The organism is Bradyrhizobium huanghuaihaiense (assembly GCF_007830635.1).
Taxonomy (GTDB): Bacteria; Pseudomonadota; Alphaproteobacteria; order Rhizobiales; family Xanthobacteraceae; genus Bradyrhizobium; species Bradyrhizobium huanghuaihaiense.
In genome coordinates, this window is the sequence record NZ_VLLA01000002.1 from 666,108 (window position 1) to 688,490 (window position 22,383).

The following is a 22,383-nucleotide window of genomic DNA, read 5'->3' on the forward strand; positions in this document are numbered from 1 at the left end:
GCCTTCAAGGTCTTAGATCTTGATCTCGCGGTTGAAGCGCTCGATCCAGGCCGAGCGCTGCTCGTTGATCTTCTTCCAGTCCTGGAACACGAACTTCTGCTTCAGCTCGGCGGTGTCCTTGGCCAGCACGCGCGCGATCTCGCCGCCCATCGTCACCTTGGAATTGGTCGGCACGATCAGATAGGGCGGGTTCATCAGCGTGGTCTGCACCTCCGGCGTCAGCGCCGCCTCGATCAGCTTGAAGGCGAGCTCGCGGTTGGGCGAGTTCTTGACGATGTGGATCGTGGTCTTGAAGGCGATCGCGCCTTCCTTCGGCGCAACGAACTCGACCGGCACGCCGCGCGCCTTCAGGATCTGGATGGCGTTGAAATTGCCCGGCGAGATGTCGATCTGGCCCTGCTGGAACAGGGTCGCGAGCGCGCCGGGATTGGCGGCGACCGCCGCGAGATTGGGCTTGAGCTCCTCCAGCGCCTTGAAGCCGGGATCGACATTGGCCTCCGAGCCGCCGCGCATCTTGGCGATCTCGACCAGCCAGCCGGTGCCGAGCGTCGAGTTGAGGTTGGTGATGCCGACGCGGCCCTTGAACTCCGGCTTCCAGAGATCGGCCCATGAGGTCGGCGGCGTCTTGACGGCTTCCGGATTGTAGGTGAGGCCGACGACCTGAAAGAAAGGGGCGGGGCCCATCGGCTCCTGTGCCTCGGCGATCAGGTCTTTGTAGTATGCGCTCTTCTCGACCGGGTAGGGCTCGACCAGATCCTGGCCGATGGCGACGAGGGCGGGGCCGGGATCGTGCAGCATGACGTCGATCGGCGGATTGGCCTTGGCGGCGTTGACCTTCGCGATCTGGTCGACCGAGAGCATGGGATCGAGCACCATCGCGGCGTCCGCATTGGCTTTACGGAACGCCGGCACCAGCACGGCCTTGTGCGCTTCCTCCCAGCTTCCGGTGAAGGTCGCAAACACCAGCGGGCGGGCCTGGGCGTAGCTCAGGCCGGGAAACGCCTTCATGGCCCCGAGTGTGAGCGCCGTGGTCAGCAGGCTTCTGCGGTTCATGATCATGTCGAACTCCCCTCTGGACTGGATCTAAAGCGTTGCGGGAAAGGCGTTGCGAGCGATGGGGCGAGCGGCGCGAGGCGCACCGCAGCGCCGTTCTCCAGCGCGCGGGTCTCGCCGATGCGCGCCTGGGAGACCTTGACGCCGGAGCCGTCGGCGGTGGTGACCTCGTGCACGACGGTGGCACCCAGCGGCAGCGACATGCCGACCACGCCGGCAAAGCCGGTCTCGTCGCCGACGAATTGCAGATGCTCGGGCCGGATGCAGACGGTGACGCGGCCGCCTTCGCTGAGCGTACCGCCCGCGGGCCGCGCGATGATCTCCGAGCCGGCATCGAGCCGCACCTTTGCCGCCGTGCGATCCGCCGAGACCACGACGCCGGGCATGCGGTTGGTGGAGCCGACGAAGGTGTTGACGAACAGCGTCTGCGGGCGGTCGTAGACGTCGGACGGCGAGCCGAACTGCTCGAGCTTGCCATGGCTCAGCACGGCGACGCGGTCGGCCATCGAGAGGGCTTCTTCCTGGTCGTGCGTCACGATCAGCGTGGTGATGCCGGAGACGCGCTGCAGCCGCTTGACCTCGATCTGCATGTCCAGTCGCAAATTCTTGTCGAGCGCGGCGAAGGGCTCGTCGAGCAGCAGGATCGACGGCTTGATCGCGAGCGCGCGGGCGAGCGCAACACGTTGCTGCTGGCCGCCGGAGAGCTGCCGCGGCAGCCGCTCGGCCATAGCAGGCAGCTGCACCAGTTCCAGCAGGCGCTGCGCTTCGCGCTGGCGCGTGGCCTTGTGGATGCCGCGGGCGGCGAGGCCGTAGGCGACGTTCTCGCTGATGCTGAGATGGGGAAACAGCGCGTAGTTCTGGAATACGATGCCGACCGCGCGCTTGTTCGGCGGCAGCGCATCGACGATGTCGTCGCCGATGATGATCCGCCCCTGCGTCTGCGCGATGAAGCCGGCGATGATGCGCAAGAGCGTGGTCTTGCCGCAGCCGGACGGGCCGAGCAGGGCGATGATCTCGCCGCCCTTGATGTCGAGATTGATGTTCTCGACCGCGAGTGCGCCGCTCGGATAGCGGTGGGTGACCGCATCGACGACGAGTGACCGTCCGCCTTGCGCTTCAGCCATGGTGTTGCCTCCCGTTGCCCCAGAGGAGAAAGCAAGTCTCGTGCCCCGGTCTGCCGCCGGCTGTTCGATCGGAAATGGATTGAACCTTTCGCATCGCCGGCCGCCTCTTTGATTAGCTGTCGCGATGCTCGAGCCGGGCGGCAAGCGCGTCGGCAAGTCCGATGGTGGGCTTGGCTGCGGGCCGGCGGAACGTGCCCGCCGTTGCCTTGCGCAGGCGCAGCGCATGAAGGGCTTCGGCCTGCTTCACCGACGCTATGACCTGATCGACCACGGGGACGGGGATCCGGTCCGCGACGCGCTCGGCGAGGCCCGAGAGCGGGGCGCCGGCAAAGATCAGCACATCGGCCTCGTCCTCGACGATGGCGCGCTGGGCGAGCTCGACCAGCACCTCCTCCTTCTCGGTGCCGACCTCGGAGATCGCCTGAAACGGCGTATCGAGCATGCGGATGCCGGCGCAGCGCTCCCACAACCCGTGGGCGCGGACGCATTCCTCGTACCAGGGCCCCAGCGCCTGGGCGAAGGTGACGATGGCAAAGCGGCGTCCGGCCATGCACGCCGTCAGCATCGCGGCTTCCGCCATGCCGACCACGGGAATGTCGAAGGTCTCGCGCGCGGCGAACAGGCCGGGATCGCCGAACGCCGCGATGATTGCGGCGTCGACCTTCATGTGCTGCTCGGCCAGCATCTCCAGCGCGCTGGCGCCGCCGATCTGCGCCTCGGTGCGCGTCGCGATATAGGGCACGCCGCGCGTCGCGGTGCAGGGGATCAGCTCGGTGCCCGATGCGGCCGCGCGCTGCCCGACACCCATCATCAGGTCGGTCACTGCGGTGCTGGTGTTCGGGTTGAGCAGCAGCAGCTTCATGGTCATGCCGCCGTCTGCTTTGGCTTGGACGTCGCGAGAACTTCGAGCAGCGCCGTGCCGGTCCGCGCGACATGGGCGCCGAGCAGCCGGCCGGCCGCGTCGCCGTCGCGTGCCTCCAGCGCGGCCAGGATATCGGCGTGCTCGTCGACCGAATTGCTCCAGCGCCTGTCGGCGCCGAGCGCGAGATAACGCGCGCGTTCGGCGCGGGAGATCAGCGTCTCGTGGGCCTCGCGCAGCGGCGTGTTGCGGGCCATGCGGACGATGGTGTTGTGGATCTCGCCGTTGATTGCAAAATACTCGTCGAGCTTGCCGTTGCGGTGATGACCCTCCATCCGGGTCTGCAGCGTGCGCAGGCGCGCGAGGTCGCGGTCGGTGGCGCGCACCGCGGCAAGCTCGGCAGCGAGCCGCTCGATGCCGGCGAGGGCCTCGAACAATTCCGAGATGCCCTCGACCGCGATATCGGCAATGCGCGGGCTGCGGTTGGGACGAAGCTCGATCAGCCCTTCCGCGGCGAGCACCTTCATCGCCTCGCGCAAGGGCGTGCGCGACACGCCGAGCTCCTTCGACAGTTTTGTCTCCTGGGTCTGCGAGCCCGGCGGCAGCTCGCCGCGAATGATCATCGTCCGCATCCGCGCAGCGGCGCGCTCATGCAGGCCCATCCGCTTGAGTTTGGGCGACTTTCGTCCCGGGTTCGGTTCGGATTTCTGCTGCACGCGAGATTTCCTGCTTGCAACTCATCCTAGCCATTCCGAGCCGAAGGCGATGCCCAAATAGGCGACGTATGTGGCTTAAAACAAATGCATATCGAACAAATTGCATGCAGTATGCAAATTGCGGGTTGCGCGCAGCGCCGGGGATGCCGATGATCGTTTCGAGGGAGCGTTGATGCGCTCCGCGGCAACGGAGCGATCGTGATCGATGTAGTCTTGCGCAAGCGTCTCGGCATGATCACGCCGTCCTCCAACTCGGTGCTGGAGCCCGTCACCAGCGCCATGCTGGCGGGCGTCTCCGGCGTCACCGCGCATTTCGCGCGCTTCCGCGTCACCGAGATCGCGCTCGACGCCGCTGCACTGAGCCAGTTCGACGCCTCGGTGATGCTGCCGGCCGCGGACCTGCTGGCCGATGCCAAGGTCGACGCGATCGCCTGGAACGGCACCTCCGCAAGCTGGCTGGGCATCGGCCGCGACCGAAGTCTTTGCGAGGCGATCACCGCACGCACGGGTGTGCCTGCGACGACGTCGACGCTCGCCTGCATCGATGCCGCACGGGCGCTCGGCGCCAAGCGCGTCGGCCTGGTCTCGCCCTACACCGACGACGTGCAGCGGCGGATCGGCGATGTCTGGGCCGAGGAGGGGATCGCCCCGCACGCAGAGCGGCACCTCGGTTTGCGCGACAACTTTTCCTTTGGCGAGGTGGCGCCGGCGACGATCGCGGACATGATCCGCGCCGTGGCGGCGGAGGGCGCGGACGTCATCGTCATCCTCTGCACCAATCTCGATGGTGCGGCGCTTGCGGCCACGCTGGAGCGGGAGCTGGATATCGCCGTGCTCGACTCGGTCGCGGTGACGCTGTGGCGATCCCTCGACCTCGCCGGCGGCGACATCACGACCCTTGCACAGTGGGGCCGGATCTTCCAGACATCGGCTGTCATCAAGTGACGGAGACAACAGTGACCCAGCTCGATCTCGCCATTCGCGGCGGCACCATCGTGACGGCCAGCGACGAGTTTCGCGCCGATATCGGCATTCAGGGCGGCCGCATCGTCAGCATCGCCGAGCGCATCGAGGGCGCGGCGCGCGAGATCGACGCGACGGGCCTGCTGGCGCTGCCGGGCGGCATCGACAGCCATGTCCATATCTCGCAAGCCTCGGGCCCCGACGTGGTGATGGCCGACGACTTCGCCTCGGCGACGCGCGCGGCGGCGGCCGGCGGCAACACCATGGTGCTGCCCTTCGCGCTGCAGGAGAAGGGCACGTCCCTGCGCACCTGTGTCGAGAACTATCGCAAGCTCGCCGAAGGCGAATGCTATATCGACACGGCCTTCCACCTCATCATCTCCGATCCGACCGCGGTCGTGCTCGGGCAGGAGCTGCCGGCCCTCGTCAAGGACGGCTACACCTCCTTCAAGGTGTTCATGACCTATGACGACCTCGTGCTCAGCGACAAGCAGCTGCTCGAGGTGTTCGAGGTCGCGCGCCGCGAGGAGGCGCTGGTCATGGTCCATTGCGAGGGCTACGACGCCATCCGCTTCCTCACCAGCAAGCTGGAGCGCGAAGGCCACATCGCGCCCTACTATCACGGCACCTCGCGGCCCCAGGCCGTCGAGCGCGAGGCGACGCATCGCGCCATCAGCCATGCCGAGGTGATCGGCGTTCCCATCATGATCGTGCATGTCTCGGGCCGCGAGGCGATGGAGCAGGTGCGCTGGGCTCAGCAGCGCGGCTTGCCTGTTCATGCGGAGACCTGTCCGCAATACATCACGCTCACGGCCGACGACATGAAGGGCCTCAACATGGACATCACGGGCGCGAAGTATGTCTGCTCGCCGCCGCCGCGTGATGCCGAGAGCCAGCAGGCGATCTGGGAGGGCATCACGACAGGCGTGTTCCAGACCTTCTCGTCCGATCACTGCCCGTTCCGCTACGACGATCCCAAGGGCAAGCTGACGCCGAACGCCCGCACCTCGTTCCGCTGGGTGCCGAACGGCATTCCCGGCGTCGAGACCCGGTTGCCGATCCTGTTCTCCGAGGGCGTCTCGAAGGGACGCATTACGTTGCAGAAGTTCGTCGAGCTGACCGCGACCAACCACGCCCGCATCTACGGCCTCTATCCGCGCAAGGGCTCGATCGGCGTCGGCTTCGATGCCGATGTCGTGCTGTGGGACCCCAAGCTGAGGAAGAAGATCCAGCAGGCCGACCTGCACCACGGCGCGGACTACACGCCATGGGAAGGTTTTGACGTCACCGGCTGGCCCGTCACGACCATTGCCCGTGGCCGCGTCGTGTACGAGCAGGGCAGGATCGTCGGCGACAAGGGCGCCGGCGAGGTGCTGAGCCGCGGCAAGTCGAGCCTGGTGTGATCGTCACATCGGCTCGATGCCGATCTTCTTGATGATCCCGGCCCATTTCGTGGTTTCCGTGGTCATGTAATCGGTCAGGCCTTTGGGGTCCATCACCAGCGGCTCAGCGCCCTGTTCGACGAAGAGGGCGCGCACCTTCGGATCGTTCACGGCTTCGATCATCGCCTTGTAGAGCTTGTCGATCACGGCCTTGTCGGTATTCGCCGGCGCAAGCAGCGCAAGCCAGGCCGCGCTCTCGTAGTTTTTGAGGCCGGCCTCGGCCGCGGTCGGCACATCCGGCAGCGCCGTCATGCGCTTGTCGCTGGCCACCGCGAGCGGGCGCGCATCGCCACTCTTGATCAGGCCGAGGACGTTCGGCAACAGCTGGAAGCCGAGGGGCACTTGCCCTGCAATGAAGTCCGGCGTGTAGGCGGCGATGTTGCGGTAGGGAACGTGCGTGAGCTCGGTGCCCGTGAGCTGCTCGAAATAGGCCGCCGACAAATGCTGCGACGAGCCGACGCCGACCGTACCGTAGTTCAGCTCGCGCGGATGCCCCTTGGCGTAGTCGATCAGCTCGGCCAGCGATTTCGGCGGCAGCTTGGAATTGATCACGATGACATTGGGCATCGTGGCGAACAGCCCGATCGGGGTGAGATCCTTCAGCGGATCGTAGGGAAGCTCCTTGTAGAGCGACTTGTTCGCGGCCAGCGGGCCGGACGTGCTCATCAGCAAGGTGTAGCCGTCGGGGGCCGCATGCGCCGCGGCCGCGGTGCCGATATTGCCGCCGGCGCCGGGACGGTTGTCGACCACGAAGGCCTGGCCCAGTGACGTGGACATGCGGTTGAGCAGGATGCGCGTGATGACATCGCTGGCGCTGCCGCCGGCGAAGGGCACCAGCACCTGGACCGGGCGGGCGGGATAGTCTTGTGCTTGCGCAGGACGCAGTCCTGTAGCGGCGAGCAGGGCACCACCGCCGAGTGCGAGCAACGACCTCCGATCGGGATGAAAACCGTCAGCATGCCCAGCTGTGTTATCCGTGTTCTTGCTGCGACCGAACCGTGCCATCTCGGATTGGATCTCCCGACTGTCTCTTTGTGCGAGCCCTGGGATCGTCCGGGACGGGAGTCGGGATGAAGCCAGGTCGCGATTTTCTGCGCCTGGACCGTAGCGAGCAGGCTGCCGCGGTCGTCATGCCTGCTCGTCTCAAAACTTACCAACGCGTCTCATTCTGCGGTGGGCGCGACATCTTGTCCGAGCGAGATGAGGCTCAATCCAGTCCGGTCTTGCCGGGCGACCAATAGGCTTTGGCCTTGATCCGCGACGATGCGACGCCCGCGGCTTTCAGCGCACGGCTGATGCGCTGGATCGAGGATGCCTTGCCGGTCAGGATGAACTGCGCTCCGTTTGCAGCAAGACGCAGCATTTCCGCTTCAACGGTCGCGAGGTGATCCTCGCCGGTGCTGCGCGCGATCAATCTCGCCTGGCCGAGGCTGATGGCCTCCAGCACTTGCTGCGACGTTGCGACATCCGTGGCTTCGAGCATGTGGAGTGCACCACCTGCCCGCAAATTGTCGCGCAAGGCCGCCGCCAGGCCAAACGACGTCTCGTCGCCGAAAAGCACAACAGGTGCCTCGAGGCCGGCGAGGTCGAGCGAGCGGCGCGGCCCGAAGAACTGGCAGATATCGCCTTCGCGCAAGCCGCTCGCCCATCGGGCGCCGGGGCCGTCGCCATGCGTAAAGGCAAGGAGTCGTGTCCTGCCGCGCACGTCCCACGACATCGGCGTGTAGGTGCGCGCGCTCAGGCCCGCGCCGATCGCGACCTGGATTTTTTGCCCCGCGGTCCAGGCGACGTCCTTGAGGGCCTCGCCTTCGAGCTCGATCAGCCGAAAGTGCGGCGATAGCGTCTCGACGGTCACGACGCGTGCAGGGCGCATCAGCCATCGCAGCAACATGCGCGTGACGCGACCTTGCGGGACCTGCGATGGCTCGGAGAGTTGCGGCGTCTGACCGGGCTCGATCAAGGTCTGGCTCCCGGACTATCTGGTCTTGACGGTGAGTTCGTTGCCGCGGCCGGGATCGAGTGGCAGCGACAGAGAGAGATAGCCGTTCCGGGGATCGCGGACGTAATTGACGTAGCCCGAGGCTTCCTCGAGCGCATTCTCGCCGACGATGAGCGCGCTGGGCTTTAAATGGGGCTCCAGCAGCCTGAGAATGGGAAGATACAGGGTGAAGGCGCCGTCGAGCATCACCATGTCGATCTCACTGACGCCAGAGCTGAGCGTCTCGCGGGCATCACCGAGCCGGAACTCGACGAAGTCGGCAAGCCCCGCAGCCGCGACGTTTGCGCGAGCGCGCTCGATCTTGCCGGGTTCGAGATCGGTCCCAATCAGACGGCCGCCGCCCATGTCGCGCAACGCTGCCGCCATGTAGATCGCGGAAATCCCCATCGAGGAGCCGAATTCGACGATGCGCTCGGCCTTGAAGGCGCGGACGCACATGTAGAGGAAGCGTCCGAACCGCGGCGAGACGCTGAGAAAATTGTTCGCAAACCGCTGGTAGACTTCATTGAGATCGCGGCTCTCGGCCGCGATGGCCTGGCTGATCATCTCTTCGCGGCTCGTGCCTTCATTCATGAAGGCCTGCATCAGCGGCGCGTCGGCGATCTCCGCTTCCTGATGAAGACGGTGAAGGACCTCTGCGACGAGGCCACTGCTGATCGAATCCATGTATCCAGCTCCCTTGATATGCGCCGACCGGCGCTTCGGAGCCTGGATACGAAATCGCAGCTGCGACCGCATTCCGCTAACGGGACAATCGATTGCGATTTCCGGTCAGTGCGCGCGGCGCTCGGCCAGATATCGCGCCGGCGGCTTGCCCAGCGCTTTGCGGAACATGGTGACGAAGGCGCTCGCGCCCTCATAGCCGAGATCGAGCGCGACTGTTTGCACCGAGGCGCCCTGGTCGAGGCGCTGAAGTGCGATGAGGATGTGGAGCTGCTGGCGCCAGCGGCCAAAGCTCATGCCGGTCTCACGTTGCAGGATACGGGTGAGGGTGCGTGGCGCGACGGCGATGCGCCGGCCCCAATCGTCGATCGTCGCGCGGTCGGAGGGATCTTCCATCATCGCGCTGGCGATCCGGCGCAGCCTGGCGTCTACAGGCATCGGGAAGCGCAGCTCTTCGACGGGCGCCGCCGAGAGCTGGTCGAGCAGCACCGTGGCGATGCGGCCGTCGGCGCCGCCGACGTCGTACATGACGGGCATGTGGGCCGCGTGCTCCAGCAGATTTGCCAGCAAGGGCGAGATTGACAGCGCGCAGCATTGCCGCGGCAATGTCGGGGCCGCATCCGGCTCGACGAACAGGCAATACATCTCGACATCGCCGATCACGGTGACGCTGTGCGGGACATGGCCGGGAATCCACACCGCGCAGCGCGGCGGCACGATCCAGACGCCGTGCCCCGCCTCGAGCCTGACGATGCCCCGCAAGGTCAGGACAAGCTCGTCCTTGCGATGCTCGTGCATGGCCAGCTCCATGCCCTTGGTGGCCATGCGGCCGCCGAAGGCGGTGATGGCGCGCGGCACGGTCTCGGGGTCGAAGCCCTCGAGATCATCGGGGACAATATGGTCGTCGTTGAGCTGAAAGAAGGGCATGGCGGGAGGATGGCGGATCCAGACGCGATGGGTGGTATCGACAATATCGGCTTGCGATTGCGAGATTCAACGCAGACGGCGGCAATCTCGATTGGTTCTAACTGGCTCGCTTCCGCGGCTTTCGGCCCTCCTTGCGGGAAGCCGAGCTTTTGCCGCCGGAGGAGGGCTCCACAAACTCGCGCGCCACGGCCGCGGCCTGTGCAAGATCGTGGCTGATGACATCGAGCACGGCCTTGGCCGCCGCCGACACCGCGCGCCGCGGGTGATGCACCCAGGCGATCGAGCGTACGATCCTCTGCGCATCGAAGCGATGCGCCCGGATGGTACCGCCCGCCAGCGATTGCCGGAGCGCGATGGTCGGCAGCACCGTCGCAAAGTCGGTGGTCGCGATGACGTCGCAGAGCGCGGGCAGCGTATCGAGCTCGAGCCGAGGGCGCAGGTCGATGCCAATTGCGGCGGCGTGCTCGTCGAGGATCACGCGCAGGCCGTGGCGCTTGGACGGCAGCACGAGGTCGAAACTCGCGATGTGGTCGAAACGCAGTCTTGCAGGCGGCTTGATCGGTCCGTCCTTGCGGCAGGCGAACACCATCTCCTCGTCCATGACGTGATGCGCGGCCAGCGGCGTCTTGCGGCGCGGCACGTTGATCAGCGCGAAATCGAGCTGGCCGGTGTTGACCCAGTCGACCAGCGTCTCGGTGTAGCCCTCGCAGACCGACAGCGTGATCTCGGGATAGCGGCTGGCGACTGTCGCCGACGACCTCGCCATCGTGCTTTGCGCGACCGAGGTGATGAGGCCGACCGAAACGCGACCCGAAATGCGTCCGCCGAGCTGCGCCATCTCCTGGCGCGCATATTCGGCGTCGCGCACGATCGGCGCCGTCAGCCGCACCAGGGCCTCGCCGGCGCTGGTCAGATTCATGCCCTGGACGCTGCGATCGAACAGTTTCTGGCCGAGCTCGGCCTCGAGCTTGGCGATCTGCATGCTCAGCGCCGGCTGCACGATGTTGAGCTGGCGTGCCGCCCGGGTGACGTTCCTCTCCTCGGCCAGGCACAGGAAATATTGCATCTGCCTGAGTTCCACGGGCGTGTCCTTCGGTCGCTGATCCCCTCGCGGATCATCATCTCAGATGATCGATAATATAATCAATCATTATTTGTGGTGATGGCTGCGATTGCCTAGTCTTGGCGCGGATGAACGTGGACCTCAGAGGGCGCACGATCCACGGGAGCGAAGCCAAAAATATGCAGGACGCCAGCCCCAAGCGGATGATCATCGGCATTTCCGGCGCCTCGGGCGTCACCTATGGCGTGCGCCTGCTGCAGCTCCTGCGCAATGCCGGCGTCGAGACGCATCTGGTGATGTCGAAGACCGCCGAGCAGACCTTCGCCTACGAGACGGACCTGAAGATTGCGGAGGTGAGGGCGCTCGCCAATGTCAACCACGGGATCGACGATATGGCCTCCGCAATCTCGAGCGGCTCGTTCCGCACCGCCGGGATGATCGTGGCGCCGTGCTCGATGCGCTCGATGTCCGAGATCGCATCGGGCGTGACCACGACATTGCTGACCCGGGCTGCCGACGTCGTGCTCAAGGAGCGCCGGCGCCTGGTGCTGATGGTGCGCGAGACCCCGCTGCACACCGGGCACCTCCGGACGATGACGGCACTCTCGGAGATGGGCGCGATCATCGCGCCGCCGGTGCCGGCCTTCTACGCGAAACCCGAGAACCTCGAAGACATGATCGAGCACACCGTCGGCCGCGTACTCGACCTCTACGACATCGATATCGGCGTCGTGCGCCGCTGGGGCGAGGACGAGGCGCTCAAGCGCCGCTCGCCGTCGCTGCGCAAGATCGCGCCCTGACTGGAAGACCTTAAGGAAAGACCCGTATGCAAATGGACAATGTTGCGAAGAAGGGCTCGCCTGCCGATCTGCGCGCCTGGCTCGCTTATCTCGCTGAGCGCGGCAAGCTCGCGATCGCGCGCGAGGGCGTTGCGCTGTCGGACGAACTCGCCGCCATCGCAAAACGGCTGGAGCGCAACAGCGCCGTGCTGTTTCCACGCCCCGACGGGCACGCGATCCCGGTCGTCGCGAATCTCTTTACCGGCCGCGACTGGGTTGCCGAGTCCATCGGCGTCACCGAGGACCAGCTGCTGCCGCGGTTCCTCGCTGCCGCGAGCCATCCGCTGCCGACGCAGGAGGTCGCGAGCGGGCCGGTGCAGGAGGTCGTCCATGACGACGTCGACCTGCTGCGCCAGCTTCCGGTGCCCAAGCACAATGAGCGCGACAGCGGCCCCTACATCACGGCGGGGCTCCTGATCGCACGCAACCCGAAGACCGGCGTTCAGAACGTCTCGATCCACCGCTGCCAGATCTCCGGCAAGAACCGCATCGGCGTGCTGCTGCTGCCGCGGCACACCTTCTCGTACTACCGCCTTGCCGAGGAGCTGGGACAGGCGCTGGAGATCGCGATCGTGATCGGCGCGCATCCGGCGTTGATGCTGGCGTCCCAAGCGATCGCCGCGCTCGACGAGGACGAGATGGCGATTGCCGGTGCGCTGCTCGGCTCGCCCATCGATGTCGTGAAGTGTCGCACCAATTCGGTCCGCGTGCCCGCCCATGCGGAGATCGTGATCGAGGGGCGCATCCTGCAGGGCGTGCGCGAGCCGGAGGGCCCGTTCGGCGAATTCCCCCAATATTACGGCCCGCGCGCCAATCGTGAGGTGATCGAGGTCGACGCGATCACCCATCGCAAGGCGCCGATCTTCCACACCATCGTCGGCGGCGGCTTCGAGCACCTGATCCTCGGCGGCGTGCCGCGCGAGGCGACGTTGCTTCAGCATCTGCGCCGCAGCTTTCCCGGTGTGCTCGACGTTCGCCTCACGCGCGGCGGCACCTGCCGCTATCATCTCGCGATCAAGATCGACAAGACCAATGACGGCGAGCCCAAGAACATCATGATGTGTGCGTTCGGCGCGCACTACGACATCAAGCAGGTGGTCGTGGTGGACAAGGACGTCGATATTTCCTCGTCCGAGGAGATCGAATGGGCGGTGGCGACGCGCTTCCAGGCCGACCGCGATCTCATGGTCGTGTCGGGCGCGCTCGGCTCGAAGCTCGATCCGACCACCGACAACGGCATCAGCGCCAAGATGGGCTTGGACGCGACCGCGCCGGTCAGCGCGCCCGAGCTCGCCTACAAGCGCATTCGCGTCAAGGGCGAGGAGGAGGTCGACCTCGCCACGGCCTTGCAGGCCGATCCCAGTGCCGCGGTCGCGCGCCTTCTCGCGGAGGCGCTGACATGACCGGCTTGCGTCCGTTTGCGCGGTTGGAATATGAAGCGGGTGCTGCTTATAGTGCCGCGCCAACAAGCCAATCGTTTTGCAGCGCAACGCTGGGAGGAAGGAACTGATGTCGACGGCCCTGCGCATCGCTCATGGCGCTTTCGGCAGGGTCGCTCTGCTCGACATGGATCGTTCGCTGGTCCGTCACGCCCATCATCACTGCCATGTCCTGCTCAAGGTCGAGGGCGCCGACACGCAATTTTTGGTCGGGGACCAGGTCACGCCGCTCACGGACACCGCCGCCGTGCTCGTCGACGGCTGGAAGCCGCACGCCTATGTGCACGACGTCAACCGGCCGCGCACGCTGATCATGGCACTCTATATCGAGCCGGAATGGCTGAAAGAGTTCCGCCCCGGTTGGGCCGCGAGCGGCGCGCCCGGCTTTTTCGAGCGGCCCTCGGGCGAGGTCTCGCCGCGCATCCGCCAGCTCACGCTGCATCTGGCGGCTGAAATGATGGCGAATCCGGATGCGGTGCGGACCCACGAGCAGACGCTGTCCGACCTGATGATCGCGGTGATCGAGCGCTTCACGCCGTGGCGCAGCTTTCCGACCTCGATCCGCGGCATGAGCGCAGTGAGCTGCGACTGGCGCATTCGCCGCGCCATGGATGCGATGCGCGCGCAGGATTCCTATGGGAGCGTCGATCAGTTCGTGAAGGGCGCAGGGCTGTCGCGCGCGCAGTTCTTCCGTCTGTTCGAGACCTCGCTCGGCGTCTCCCCAAAGATCTATCTCAACGTCGTCCGCATGGAGCGGGCCCTCGACGCTGTGATGCGCGAGGACACGCCGCTCGGCGAGCTCAGCGAGCGCTTCGGCTTTCCGGAGCCGGCGCATTTCACGCGCTTCTTCCGCGATCACGCCGGCGTCAGCCCGCGCGAGTTTCGCAACGTCTCGCGTCTCGCGGGTTGAGTCTCGCGGGTTGATATTGCGCCGCACGCGCTCGAATGAGACGATTTGGTAAGTCGTGAGAGCGGGCGGTATGGGCCCTGCACCCCCGTCCTGACAAGTGTCACCGTCGCGTCAAAGAACGCGTCGGGAGGTATGCCGGGACATGTTGCAGGCGGTCAAATCCGCAAATCCGGGACATGGCGATGAGCCGTGGGTCGGGCGCTCGATCGAGCGCGTCGAGGACGCCGCGCTGCTCTCCGGTCGCGGCCGCTTCATCGACGATCTCGGCGTTGCGCCCGGCACGCTGCACGCGACCATCCTGCGCTCGCCGCACGCGCATGCCGATATTCTTTCCATCGATGCTGAAGCTGCCAAGCGTCTTCCGGGCGTCGCCGCGGTTCTGACCGGCGCCGACGTCAAGGCCGTCACGACAAGCCTTGTCGTCGGCGTGAAGGCGCCGGTGGAGTGCTGGCCGATCGCGATGGACCGCGTGCGCTATGTCGGCGAGCCCGTTGCTGTAGTGGTCGCGACGGATCGTGCACGCGCCGAGGATGCGGCGGAGCTGATCAACGTCGAATACCGTCCGCGCGGCGCGGTGGTCGATCCGCTTGGTGCGATCGCAGCTGGCGCGCCCGTGCTGCACGACGGCTTCCCCGGCAATCTCGCCAGCGACCGCTCGTTCCGCTACGGCGATCCCGAGAAGGCGTTCGCGGACGCGCCGCATCGCTTCTCCATCGACATCCGCTATCCCCGCAACTCCTGCACGCCGATCGAGACCTATGGCGTCGTTGCCTCGCATGACGCAGGCGAGGATGCCTACGAGGTGCTCGCCAACTTCCAGGGCCCCTTCAGCATCCACACCGTGATCGCGCGTGCGTTGAAAGTGCCGGGCAATCGCTTACGGCTGCGCACGCCGCCGGATTCCGGCGGCAGCTTTGGCGTCAAGCAGGGCGTGTTTCCCTATATCGTGCTGATCGCCGCCGCGGCGCGCATCACGGGCAGGCCGGTCAAGTGGATCGAGGACCGGCTCGAGCATCTCACCGCCTCGGTGTCGGCGACCAATCGCGCGACGACGCTGGCAGCGGCAGTTGCGGCCGACGGAAAGATCCTCGCGCTCGACTGGGACCAGGTCGAGGATTGCGGCGCTCATTTGCGCGCGCCCGAGCCGGCGACGCTCTACCGTATGCACGGCAATTTGACCGGTGCCTACGACATCAGCCACGTCAAGGTCCGCAACCGCGTCGTCGTCACCAACAAGACGCCGACCGGCCTCAACCGCGGCTTTGGTGGCCCGCAGGTCTATTTCGCGCTGGAGCGGCTGGTACACCGCATCGCGATCGGGCTTGACCTCGATCCGCTCGATGTCATCAGGCGCAATCTGATCGGGGCTGGCGCGTTTCCCTATCGCACCGCGACCGGTGCTTTGCTCGACTCCGGCAACTACCAGGAAGCGGTCGCGCGCGCGGTCGAGCAGGGCAGGCTTGCGGAGCTGAAAGCAAAGCGGGACGAGGCGCGGGCCGAGGGGCGTCTCTACGGCATCGGATTCACCGCCGTGGTCGAGCCCAGCGTCTCCAACATGGGTTACATCACGACCGTGCTGACGGCGGCCGAGCGCCGCAAGGCAGGTCCCAAGAACGGCGCGCAGGCGACCGCGACCGTCGGGCTCGATCCCGTCGGCAGCGTCACCGTTCACGTCGCCTCCGTGCCACAGGGGCAGGGCCATCGCACCGTGCTGTCGCAGGTCGTCGCCGACGTTTTTGGCCTGGAGCCGAAGGACATTCGCGTCAACACCGAGATCGACACCGCCAAGGACGCCTGGTCGATCGCTTCAGGCAATTACGCTAGTCGCTTTGCCGCGGCCGTGGCCGGCACGGCGAAGATCGCGGCCGAGCGCGTCGCTGACCGTGTCGCGCGCATTGCGGCGAGCCAGCTGAACGTCGAGGCCGCCGACATCGTGTTTGCAAAGGGCTTCGTCGCCTCGAAGCACAATCCGGAGAACCGGATCGCGTTCTCGCGCGTCGCTGCGCTCAGCCATTGGTCGCCGGGCTCGCTGCCTGACGATGCCGGCCAGACCATCCGCGAGACCGCGTTCTGGACGCCGCCGGAGCTGACGCCGCCCGACGATGACGACCGCATCAACTCCTCGCTCTGCCACGGCTTCATCTTCGACTTCTGCGGCGTCGAGATCGATCCGACGACGCTGGAGACGCGGATCGACCGCTACGTCACGATGCATGATTGCGGCACCATTTTGCACCCGGGCATGGTCAACGGTCAGATCCGCGGCGGCTTTGCCCAGGCGCTCGGTGCGGCGCTCCTCGAGGAATATGGCTATGCCGAGGACGGCAGTTTTCTGACGGGTACGCTCGCCGACTATCTGCTGCCGACCACGACCGAGGTGCCTGAGCCCGAGATCTTCCACATGGAGACGCCGTCGCCGTTCACGCCGCTCGGCGCCAAGGGCGTCGGCGAAGGCAATTGCATGTCGACGCCGGTGTGCCTTGCCAATGCGGTCGCGGATGCGCTGGGCGTTGCCGACATCACTCTGCCGCTGGTGCCGGCGAGGCTGGCTGAGCTCGTGCGCGGCGCCGAGCCGCCGCCTCCCGCAGGCGCGGCTGTTGCGCCTGTTCGCGAAGGCGACCGGCGGCTGCGCGGCGAAGGACAGGCCACGGTGAAGGGCGCGCCCGAGCAGGTCTGGGCGATGCTGCTCGATCCCGCGACGTTGCAGTCGGTCATTCCCGGTTGCCAGCGCGTCGACAAGGTCACCGACAGGCATTTCCGCGCCGACGTCACGCTCGGCATCGGTCCCGTTACCGGCCGCTATCGTGCCGACGTCGAGCTGTTCGATCTCGATCCGCCACGCGCGGTCACCTTGCGCGGCGGCGCCACCGGCGCACTCGGTTTCGGCAGCGCGGAGGGACGCATCACGCTTGCGCCCGACGGTAACGGCGGAACGAAACTGACGTACAGCTACGACGCCTCCATCGGCGGCAAGGTCGCCAGCATCGGCGGCCGTCTGCTCGATGGCGCGACGCGCGTGATCATCGGCCAGTTCTTCACGGCGCTCGCGCGCAAGGCCGGTGGTGGTGGCGCGGAAGGCGGAGGTTTCTCGCTGTTCGCGCTGCTGGCGAAGATGGCCAGCCTGTTCGGGGGACGCCGATGAAGCCGCCCGCATTCGACTATCTCCGGGCCGGGAGCATCAGTGACGTGGTCGAAGGGCTCGCGCAGCAGGGCGGCGATGCCCGTGTGCTCGCCGGCGGGCAGTCGCTGATGGCGATGCTCAACATGCGCCTCGCCAAGCCGAAGCTGCTGATTGACATCATGCGGATCAAAGAACTCCGCCAGATCGAGCGGAAGAACGATGCCGTCGTCATCGGCGCCGGCGTGCGCCAGGCGGATCTGTTGGCCTGGCCCGACCTTGCCGAGGCGCTGCCGCTGGTGGCCCTGGCGCTGCCCTGGGTCGGGCACGTGCAGACCCGCAGCCGCGGCACCATCTGCGGCTCGCTCGCGCATGCCGATCCCAGTGCCGAGATGCCCCTGGCGCTGGTCGCGCTCGGCGGCGAGGTGTTGTTGCGTAACGCCAGGCGTCGGCGGCGCGTTGCTGCCAAGGACTTCTTCGCCGGCATGATGCTGACCGCGCGCGCCGACGACGAGCTGATCGAAGGCATCTCGCTGCCCGTCATCAAGGGATCGCGCGTCGCCTTCCGCGAGGTGGCGCGCCGCCACGGCGATTTTGCCATCGTTGCCTGCGCGGCGATGAAAACGCCGAACGGCGTGCGTCTCGCCGTCGGCGGTGTCGCCGACGTTCCGACAGCGCGCGACTGGCCGCGGCTGGAGGGCAGCGCCCTCGATGATGCCCTCAATGCCTTTGCCTACGAACTCGGTGCGCGCGACGACGTCCACGCCACGGCGCGCTATCGCCGCGACCTCGTGCGCATGATCGGCCGCGATCTGATCCGCGAGGTGCTGCAATGACCCGTCTCAAGGCCGATCGGCGGCATGCGGTCCGGTTCTCGCTCAACGGCAAGCCGGTCGAGGCCGAGGCCGAGCCGCGCATGCTGCTGTCCGATTTCCTGCGCCACCAGCTGGGTGCCACCGGCACCCATGTCGGCTGCGAGCACGGCGTCTGCGGCGCCTGCACTGTTGTCGTCGACGGCATGCTGACCCGGTCCTGCCTGACGCTTGCTGCGCAGGTCGATGGCTGTGAGCTCAAAACGGTCGAAGGCATTGCGCCCTCGGCCGACCGGCTTGGCGTGCTGCAGCAGGCCTTCCGCCGCAACCACGCGCTCCAGTGCGGCTTCTGCACCGCCGGCATCTTGATGTCGCTGGACCACTATCTCGGCAAGAACCCAAATCCGACCGAAGCGGAGATTCGCGATCTCCTCAGCGGGCATATCTGCCGCTGCACCGGTTACACCCCGATCATCCAGGCGGCGTTAGATGCCGCCGCCGAGCTCACTTCCAAAAAAGAGACGTCTGATGCTTGATCTCGCCAGCAGCTTCGTTGCCAGCGCCGCGCGCGATCCCAACGTTGTTGCATTGATCGACGGCGATCTCCGCCTGACCTACCGTCAGTGGTACGACAAGATCTCCGCGCTGGTGGCCTCCTTCGACCGCCTTGGCCTCAAGCCCGGCGATCACGTCGTCACGCTGCTGCAAAACCGCTGGGAGGCGGCGACGCTGCACTGGGCCTGCCAGTTCGCAGGCCTCGTGATCACGCCGATCAACTGGCGCGCCAAGGCCGACGAACTCGATTACTGCATCGAGAACGCCGAGGCCTGCGCGGTGTTCTATCAGGACATCTCCGCCGAAGCCGTGCAGGGGGCGGCGCTGGCAGGCAGGCTGCTGGGCGTCTCCGTCGATCCCGGGATTGGTGAGGCGACGAGCTTCGCCGATCTGATCAAAAACGCTGCGCCGGACGCCGAGCCGCGCGTCGGCGCCGATGCCTGGTCGATCATGCTCTATACGTCAGGCACGACCTCGCGCCCGAAGGGCGTGCCGCGCCGGCATCGCGCCGAACGCACCGCCGCGATTGCCCATGTCGCGCAAAACCTCTATGGCCGCGGCGAGCGCACGCTCGGCGTCATGCCGCTCTACCACACCATGGGCGTCCGCTCGCTGCTGGCGATGTCGCTGATCGGCGGCACGTTCATCTGCCTGCCGCGCTATGACAGCCGCCAGGCGCTGGCGCTGATCGAGCAGGAAGCGATCACCAATCTCTATCTGGTGCCGACGCTCTATCACGACCTCGTCCATCACGAGGCCTTTGCCGGGACCAATGTCTCCAGCGTCCGCAAGCTCGGCTTTGCCGGCGCGTCGATGACCGACGGCCTGCTCAAGAAGCTGAACGTGGCGTTCAAGCCAAACCTGTTCGTCAACCATTACGGCAGCTCGGAGATCTACACCTTTACGATCGATCAGAACGCGGCGGCAAAGCCCGGCTCGGCCGGCAAGGCGGGGCTGAACCAGCACGTCAAGGTCGTGCGCATCGGCGCGCGGTCGGTCGCGGATCTTGCTGCGGTCGGCGAGGAGGGCGAGATCATTGCTACGCTTGCCGGCGACGAAGCCTTTGAGGGGTACTGGCGGCGCCCTGAGGCCGATGCAAAATCGCTGCGCGAGGGTTGGTACTTCACCGGCGACACCGGCTACGTCGATCCCGACGGCGACCTGTTCGTCACCGGCCGCGTCGACGACATGATCATCACCGGCGGCGAGAACGTCTCGCCGGTCGAGATCGAGAGCTGCCTGTCGCTGCACCCCGCCGTCGACGAGGTCGCGGTGGTCGGCGTCGCTGATGAGAGGTGGGGCAAGGTCGTCGCCGCCTTCGTCAAGCGCAACCGCGCGGTCTCGGAAGTCGAGCTGGAGCAGTTCTGCCGCACCTCGGGCCTTGCCAATTTCAAGCGGCCGCGCCGCTACGTCTTCGTCGACGCGATCCCGAAATCGCCGGTCGGCAAGCTGCTGCGGCGATTGCTCGTCGCTGGAGAATACGAGGCCGAGCGCCTGCCGCCGTCGGACGCCGCCTGATCATCACCCCATCAACAGAAGGAAGCCAACATGCCGTCACCCTATACATTCGCCGATCCCCGACTCGCAAAACTCGACGGGTTCAAGGTCGAGATCGACGAGGCGCATGAGCGCGCCGACATTATCTTAGGGAGGCCGCCCTATAACGTCGTGGCGATGCCGCAGCGCGACCAGCTCCGGTTGGCCTTCGAGACGTTGGACGAAGACCCGCGCGTCCGCGTCATCGTGGTGCGCGGCGAGGGCGAGCATTTCTCCAGCGGCGGCAATATCGGCGGCTTCATGGAGGCAAGCCCGGAGCATGTCTCCAAGCTCGCCTGGAACATCGCCGCGCCCGCCCGCTGCGCCAAGCCCGTGATCGTCGCCAATCGCGGCTATTGCTTCGGCGTCGGCTTCGAGCTGTCGCTCGCCTGCGACTTCCGCATCGCCTCCGAGACCACGCAATACGCGCTGCCGGAGCAGAAGCTCGGCCAGATCCCGGGCTCGGGCGGCTCGGCGCGCCTGCAGAAGATGGTCGGCATCACCCGCACCAAGGACATCGTGATGCGCTCCAAGCGCATCTCGGCCAAGCAGGCCTATGAGTGGGGCATCGCCACCGAATGCGTGCCGGATGCCGAGCTGGAAAAGGCGACCGACAGGCTCGTCGATGAGCTCCGCACCTTCTCGCCGCTGGCGCAGCGCACCGCCAAGAAGCTCCTCAACGACACCGAGGATTCGACGCTCGCCATCGCCATCGAGCTCGAAGGCCATTGCTACAGCCGCCTGCGCCAGTCGGAGGACTTCAAGGAGGGCGTCGAGGCCTTCAACGCCAAGCGTCCGCCGAAATTCGTCGGCCGCTGACGCGCGACGTAAACGAACTGCCGCGGTCCGCAATGGCGCGGACCGCGGCGCTACTCAAACGGGGGAGGTAAAACAACATGGCTGAGATGGATATGCCGGTCGCGGGTGCAGAGGCATCAGCGGACAACAAGCAGATGGTCAATGCGATCATCGCGTCGGTGCTCGGATGGGCACTCGATCTGTTCGATTTGTTCATTCTGCTCTACGTGGCGCCGGTCGTCGGTGCGCTGTTCTTTCCGTCGAGCAATGCGGCGCTGTCGCTGGCGGCGGTCTACGGCTCGTTCGCCGTGACGCTGCTGATGCGGCCGCTGGGATCGGCGGTGTTCGGACATTATGCCGACGTGCACGGCCGCAAGCAGGCCATGCTGATCGCCATTGTGGGCGTCGGCCTCAGCACCGCGGCGTTTGGCCTCTTGCCGACCATCGCGCAGGTCGGCGTGATCGCGCCGATCATCTTCCTGATCCTGCGCCTCGTGCAGGGCGTGTTCGTCGGCGGTGTCGTGGCCTCGACCCACACGATCGGCACCGAGTCCGTGCCGCCGCAATGGCGCGGCGCGATGTCGGGCCTGGTCGGCGGCGGCGGCGCCGGCATCGGTGCGCTGCTGGCGTCCTTCATCTTCCTGGTCACATCCTCGGTGTTCCCCGGCGATGCCTTCGCGGTCTGGGGCTGGCGCTTCATGTTCTTCTCGGGACTGCTGAGCTCGCTGCTCGGCTGGTTCATCTTCCGCAACCTCGAGGAATCGCCCTATTTCAAGGAGCTCAAGCGCCAGCAGGGCAACAAGCAGGCGAAGGTCTCGAAGGCGCCGGTCAAGGACGTGTTCTCCGGCGAGTATCGCGGCGTTCTGCTGGTCAATCTGCTCATCACCTTCGGCGGTGGCGCCGGCTATTACCTCACCTCCGGCTATCTGCCGAGCTTCCTGAAGGTCATCAACGCGGTCCCGAACCAGACCTCGTCGCTGATCCTGATGGGCGCGAGCGTCTCGGCGTTCTTCTCGGCCGTGCTGATCGGCGCGCTGAGCGACTGGATCGGCCGCAAGAGGACCTTTCTGCTGATCGGCGTGCTGGCGGCGGTGCTGCTGCCGCTGTGCTATCTCAACCTCTCCGCGACCACGGACACGACGCAGATCACGCTTCTTGCACTCGCCATCGCCTTCATCGGCAATGCCGGCTATGCGCCGGTGCTGATCTTCCTCAACGAGCGTTTCCCGACCGCGCTGCGCGCCAGCGGCACCGGCCTGTCCTGGAACATCGGCTTTGCGCTGGGCGGCATGATGCCGACCTTCGTCTCGCTGGTGAGCGCCAGCCCGGCGCAGATTCCGATGTCGCTGGCTTACTTCGCGGTCGGCGTGTTCGTGGTCTACCTGATCGGGGCGGTCGTGATCCCCGAGACCAAGGGCAACTTCCGCTGAGCCTTGCGCCGGCGCGGCTGCCTTGCCGTCGCGCCGGCGCGCTCGATGCATCCCGTGGGCACCTGCCGGATGGGCGACCCCGTCGACCGGAAGATCAGCGATGCGCTGCTGCGGCATCATTGATCCCTTTTCGCCGT

The 22,383-nt window shown here is 66.3% G+C and carries 20 protein-coding genes; 11 read left to right on the plus strand and 9 right to left on the minus strand.

From position 1 onward, the window contains the following. Positions 1-12: 12 nt before the first annotated feature. From IQ16_RS07075 to IQ16_RS07090, 4 genes are all read right to left on the minus strand, one after another. Complete coding sequence (locus IQ16_RS07075) at positions 13-1,059, minus strand: ABC transporter substrate-binding protein (RefSeq protein WP_018647610.1); 1,047 nt, start codon at positions 1,057-1,059, stop codon at positions 13-15. Then, positions 1,056-2,177, minus strand: a complete 1,122-nt coding sequence (locus IQ16_RS07080; protein ID WP_145831325.1) for an ABC transporter ATP-binding protein — start codon at positions 2,175-2,177, stop codon at positions 1,056-1,058. Before IQ16_RS07080 ends, IQ16_RS07075 begins: the two co-directional genes overlap by 4 nt. A gap of 112 nt (positions 2,178-2,289) precedes the next feature. Continuing rightward, positions 2,290-3,039: an aspartate/glutamate racemase family protein gene (locus IQ16_RS07085; RefSeq protein ID WP_026312747.1), complete on the minus strand. Its 750-nt coding sequence runs from the start codon at positions 3,037-3,039 to the stop codon at positions 2,290-2,292. Between the two features lie 2 nt (positions 3,040-3,041). Continuing rightward, positions 3,042-3,752, minus strand: coding sequence for a GntR family transcriptional regulator (locus IQ16_RS07090; RefSeq protein ID WP_026312746.1), 711 nt, complete (start codon positions 3,750-3,752; stop codon positions 3,042-3,044). A 231-nt stretch (positions 3,753-3,983) separates the two neighbouring features. Between IQ16_RS07090 and IQ16_RS07095 the strand changes: the two genes are divergently transcribed. Beyond that, positions 3,984-4,697: a maleate cis-trans isomerase family protein gene (locus IQ16_RS07095; protein WP_035668155.1), complete on the plus strand. Its 714-nt coding sequence runs from the start codon at positions 3,984-3,986 to the stop codon at positions 4,695-4,697. Between the two features lie 11 nt (positions 4,698-4,708). Continuing rightward, positions 4,709-6,118, plus strand: coding sequence for a dihydropyrimidinase (gene hydA / locus IQ16_RS07100; RefSeq protein ID WP_026312745.1), 1,410 nt, complete (start codon positions 4,709-4,711; stop codon positions 6,116-6,118). Positions 6,119-6,121: 3 nt separating this feature from the next. Here hydA and IQ16_RS07105 read toward each other — a convergent pair whose 3' ends face one another. From IQ16_RS07105 to IQ16_RS07125, 5 genes are all read right to left on the minus strand, one after another. Beyond that, positions 6,122-7,162: a Bug family tripartite tricarboxylate transporter substrate binding protein gene (locus tag IQ16_RS07105; RefSeq protein ID WP_018647605.1), complete on the minus strand. Its 1,041-nt coding sequence runs from the start codon at positions 7,160-7,162 to the stop codon at positions 6,122-6,124. Between the two features lie 202 nt (positions 7,163-7,364). Next, positions 7,365-8,117 (minus strand): siderophore-interacting protein, encoded by a 753-nt coding sequence (locus IQ16_RS07110; RefSeq protein WP_018647604.1) that lies wholly within the window; start codon positions 8,115-8,117, stop codon positions 7,365-7,367. 15 nt (positions 8,118-8,132) lie between these two features. Beyond that, complete coding sequence (locus IQ16_RS07115; protein ID WP_026312744.1) at positions 8,133-8,822, minus strand: O-methyltransferase; 690 nt, start codon at positions 8,820-8,822, stop codon at positions 8,133-8,135. Between the two features lie 105 nt (positions 8,823-8,927). After that, positions 8,928-9,746, minus strand: coding sequence for an AraC family transcriptional regulator (locus IQ16_RS07120; protein ID WP_018647602.1), 819 nt, complete (start codon positions 9,744-9,746; stop codon positions 8,928-8,930). Positions 9,747-9,843: 97 nt separating this feature from the next. Then, the gene (locus IQ16_RS07125) at positions 9,844-10,812 is read right to left on the minus strand and encodes a LysR family transcriptional regulator (RefSeq protein WP_035668151.1); all 969 of its coding nucleotides are present in this window, start codon (positions 10,810-10,812) and stop codon (positions 9,844-9,846) included. Positions 10,813-10,988: 176 nt separating this feature from the next. On the opposite strand from IQ16_RS07125, the gene IQ16_RS07130 reads away from it, so the two are divergent. The 9 genes from IQ16_RS07130 to IQ16_RS07170 all read left to right on the plus strand — a co-directional run bounded on the left by IQ16_RS07130 (position 10,989) and on the right by IQ16_RS07170 (position 22,246). Then, the gene (locus IQ16_RS07130) at positions 10,989-11,609 is read left to right on the plus strand and encodes a UbiX family flavin prenyltransferase (protein WP_026312743.1); all 621 of its coding nucleotides are present in this window, start codon (positions 10,989-10,991) and stop codon (positions 11,607-11,609) included. Positions 11,610-11,635: 26 nt separating this feature from the next. Continuing rightward, the gene (locus IQ16_RS07135) at positions 11,636-13,051 is read left to right on the plus strand and encodes a UbiD family decarboxylase (protein WP_018647599.1); all 1,416 of its coding nucleotides are present in this window, start codon (positions 11,636-11,638) and stop codon (positions 13,049-13,051) included. A gap of 106 nt (positions 13,052-13,157) precedes the next feature. After that, on the plus strand, positions 13,158-13,997 hold the full coding sequence (locus tag IQ16_RS07140; RefSeq protein ID WP_018647598.1) for a helix-turn-helix transcriptional regulator: 840 nt from the start codon (positions 13,158-13,160) through the stop codon (positions 13,995-13,997). Between the two features lie 142 nt (positions 13,998-14,139). Then, positions 14,140-17,139, plus strand: a complete 3,000-nt coding sequence (locus IQ16_RS07145; RefSeq protein WP_026312742.1) for a xanthine dehydrogenase family protein molybdopterin-binding subunit — start codon at positions 14,140-14,142, stop codon at positions 17,137-17,139. Next, on the plus strand, positions 17,136-17,951 hold the full coding sequence (locus IQ16_RS07150) for an FAD binding domain-containing protein (RefSeq protein WP_026312741.1): 816 nt from the start codon (positions 17,136-17,138) through the stop codon (positions 17,949-17,951). The genes IQ16_RS07145 and IQ16_RS07150 overlap by 4 nt, the downstream gene beginning before the upstream one ends. Further along, a complete protein-coding gene (locus IQ16_RS07155; protein ID WP_018647596.1) occupies positions 17,948-18,463 on the plus strand; it encodes a (2Fe-2S)-binding protein in 516 nt (171 codons plus the stop codon). The genes IQ16_RS07150 and IQ16_RS07155 overlap by 4 nt, the downstream gene beginning before the upstream one ends. Continuing rightward, a complete protein-coding gene (locus IQ16_RS07160; protein ID WP_018647595.1) occupies positions 18,456-20,000 on the plus strand; it encodes an AMP-binding protein in 1,545 nt (514 codons plus the stop codon). Before IQ16_RS07155 ends, IQ16_RS07160 begins: the two co-directional genes overlap by 8 nt. Positions 20,001-20,030: 30 nt before the next feature. Then, positions 20,031-20,837, plus strand: coding sequence for an enoyl-CoA hydratase/isomerase family protein (locus IQ16_RS07165; RefSeq protein ID WP_018647594.1), 807 nt, complete (start codon positions 20,031-20,033; stop codon positions 20,835-20,837). A gap of 77 nt (positions 20,838-20,914) precedes the next feature. Next, positions 20,915-22,246, plus strand: a complete 1,332-nt coding sequence (locus IQ16_RS07170; protein ID WP_018647593.1) for an MFS transporter — start codon at positions 20,915-20,917, stop codon at positions 22,244-22,246. Positions 22,247-22,383: the final 137 nt, after the last annotated feature.